Annotated in this window: 5 protein-coding genes; 3 read left to right on the forward strand and 2 right to left on the reverse strand. The window is 51.0% G+C overall.

Features of this window, described 5'->3' with window-relative positions:
* Window positions 1–92 precede the first annotated feature (92 nt).
* Entirely contained in the window at window positions 93–353 is a 261-nt protein-coding gene (locus ACOCD2_RS16745; RefSeq protein ID WP_293652931.1) for a hypothetical protein, read from the reverse strand.
* A gap of 497 nt (window positions 354–850) precedes the next feature.
* Here ACOCD2_RS16745 and ACOCD2_RS16750 point away from each other — a divergent pair, with 497 nt between their 5' ends.
* The 3 genes from ACOCD2_RS16750 to tnpA all read left to right on the forward strand — a co-directional run bounded on the left by ACOCD2_RS16750 (window position 851) and on the right by tnpA (window position 2,162).
* Complete coding sequence (locus ACOCD2_RS16750; protein WP_293649751.1) at window positions 851–1,087, forward strand: DUF4160 domain-containing protein; 237 nt, start codon at window positions 851–853, stop codon at window positions 1,085–1,087.
* Window positions 1,068–1,340, forward strand: a complete 273-nt coding sequence (locus ACOCD2_RS16755) for a DUF2442 domain-containing protein (RefSeq protein WP_293649753.1) — start codon at window positions 1,068–1,070, stop codon at window positions 1,338–1,340. Before ACOCD2_RS16750 ends, ACOCD2_RS16755 begins: the two co-directional genes overlap by 20 nt.
* Window positions 1,341–1,586: 246 nt before the next feature.
* Window positions 1,587–2,162 (forward strand): IS200/IS605 family transposase, encoded by a 576-nt coding sequence (tnpA, locus tag ACOCD2_RS16760; RefSeq protein ID WP_368857428.1) that lies wholly within the window; start codon window positions 1,587–1,589, stop codon window positions 2,160–2,162.
* Here tnpA and ACOCD2_RS16765 read toward each other — a convergent pair.
* A partial coding sequence (locus tag ACOCD2_RS16765) for a GNAT family N-acetyltransferase (RefSeq protein WP_293649755.1) occupies window positions 2,095–2,460 on the reverse strand: 366 nt, incomplete at its 5' end. The two genes, tnpA and ACOCD2_RS16765, sit on opposite strands and share 68 nt — an antisense overlap.

Consider the following 2,460-nt stretch of genomic DNA (forward strand, 5'->3'; position numbering starts at 1 on the left):
GCCTATTGCCGCATCTCCAGTTACCTGCAGACCATGGCAAATCAGGGATACAATCCGCTGGTCGCCATTCAAATGGCCTTTTCGGGACAGCTCTATGCTGATAGGGGTGAGTAGTTACGCTGGAAGAACGGATCCTTGCGGATACCTTCTACGGCCTCGAAGTCGTTCTTGCCCTGGCACAGCAGTCCAAGATAGGTCCGGACCAGGTCGATATGGGCTATGCCGTGGCGCAGGGGGATGGACTTGAGGCGCTTTTTCAGCCCACTGTGGCGATTGATGATGGGGCCGGCTACCACCAGGCCGGCATGGGAGGCGTAGATTTCCGTGTCGCTTTGCTCGAAGATGAATGTCATTGGCAGTTCACCCCTTGGGTGAAATCATGAAAATCACTGGAACTGCAATTTTACGCGATTATCATCGGGCGAACGACTTTCAGGTGGCTGCCGAAGTCACGGATTCAGGTTAATCTAATAGCCACAAGGGCGCAATAGGGTAGCGCAGCGCATTGTGCGGGCTTTCTTCTGTTGATGCGAAAGACAACATGAGCTAGCATCCATTCCATGAAGGCGGAACGCCTGCTCCACCAGCGACAATGGATCTCACAAAATGGACGCATCGAGATAAAGGCTTGGTGTGTTTCCTGTCCCGTTCTGCCTTGCGACCACGAGTATAGATACAGCCTGGTCTATATTCGGGACGGCCAAAGGGTCATCGGATTCGATAACGAGCGGGGTAAGATGGATGATATGTTGTACCTGGGTTCAGCCAGAAACGCCGAACAAGGCACTCCAGCCAACGCTCGTGCTTCGCGCGGCTGAATTAGGCCGTTCGGTTTTGAATAGGGGATAATATGCCGACTGTTTTGAGAATAAAAGGTTTTCGGTTTCACTTTTATTCTGATGAAGGAGCGGAGCCTGCGCATATTCATGTTCGTTGTGCTGATGGTGAATGCAAATTTTGGTTGTTGCCAATATCGATTGCGAGAAATAGAGGTATTCCATCGCATCAAATAAGAGAAATCGAGAGACTTGTATACGAGAACCAACAGTTGCTTTTGGAGAAATTCCATGAATACCATGCCGGTTGAAAGTGAACCTTGTGCCCTGCGTGCCTGGGCGGAAGGGAGAATGATATATATGGAGCTAACAGATGGTCGAGTTATTGGTTTTCCGGCAGATCGTTTTGAAATTCTCAGGAAAGCTCCTGACGAAAAACTAAAACAAGTAACCATTGAGGTGAACGGCTACGCACTTCGTTGGGAAGCGCTCGACGAAGACCTGACCGTAGAAGGTGTAGTTGCAGGAAGGTTTCAACTTCCTCTTCCGGAACAAGCTGCGTAGTATAATTCTGTAATTCTGGATATAATTCTGGGGACACATTGGGAATAGAAGATACCCATAAATGGTGTCAATGGGAGGGTGTCCTAAATTTGCCAAATTTGGTTGAAGGACAGCGCCTTGCGGACGCCGTAGTCCCCTGGCAGAATGCAATAAAACCTTCCGTAGGATTTTTTTTAAAGTCCCCGATAGGGGATCCGTAAATCCCACGCCTTTAGGCGGCAGGGTTGGAATGGTAAGCTTGATGCCATGCAGAATTACAAGCACGGTGGCCACACGATATGGGATTGCAAGTACCACCTGGTCTGGGTGACGAAGTACCGTTATCCGATTTTGGGTGGTGATGTTGGGTTACGATGCCGGGAATTGCTTCGAGAGATAGCGCGTAGCAAGGAAATGATCATCTATGCAGGTTCGATCAACCGGGATCATGTGCATATGCTGATAGGTATCCCGCCCAACTTGTCGGTATCGAAAGCAGTGCAATTTCTCAAGGGGAAAAGTTCACACAAATTATTGTCAGAGTTTTCCTCGCTGAGGAAGAGATACTGGGGGCAACATTTGTGGGCGAGAGGGTATTGGGTAGCTTCCAGTGGTAACGTGACAGACGAAGTCTGGAAGGAGTACATAAAGAATCAGAAGCCGGATGAACCCGATGATGATTTCAGTGTGCTGTACAGCGCCTTTAGGCGAAATGACCGGCTTTCAGCCGTAACTCGAAGCCACCGGCTTTTAGCCGGTGGTCGTTCACCCACTGTCAGTCCGGCAGCTTTTTCTCCCAGAACAGTGCCTGTCCCAGCGCAGGGTCCAGCTCGTAGCTGTTGAAACCGAATTTTCTGTAGACCTGTTGCGCGATCCTGTTGCCTTCCAGCACCTCGAGCGTCAGCTTGCAGCAGCCTCGCTGTCGCGCCACTGCTTCGACCTCCCTCAGCATGCGAGTGCTGATGCCCTGACCGCGATGGCTTGCTTTCACGGTGACATCGTGAATATTGATCAGCGGCCTGGCTTTGAACGTGGACAGGGTCTGGAAGCAGTTCACTAGGCCGACCGGCTCGTCTCCATCGAATGCCAGGATGCTGAAGGCTCCCGGTTGATCCGTGAGGGCGGGGATGAGCGTTTCCCG

It is taken from the genome of Thiolapillus sp. (assembly GCF_048562965.1).
GTDB classification, from domain to species: domain Bacteria; phylum Pseudomonadota; class Gammaproteobacteria; order Chromatiales; family Chromatiaceae; genus Thiolapillus; species Thiolapillus brandeum_A.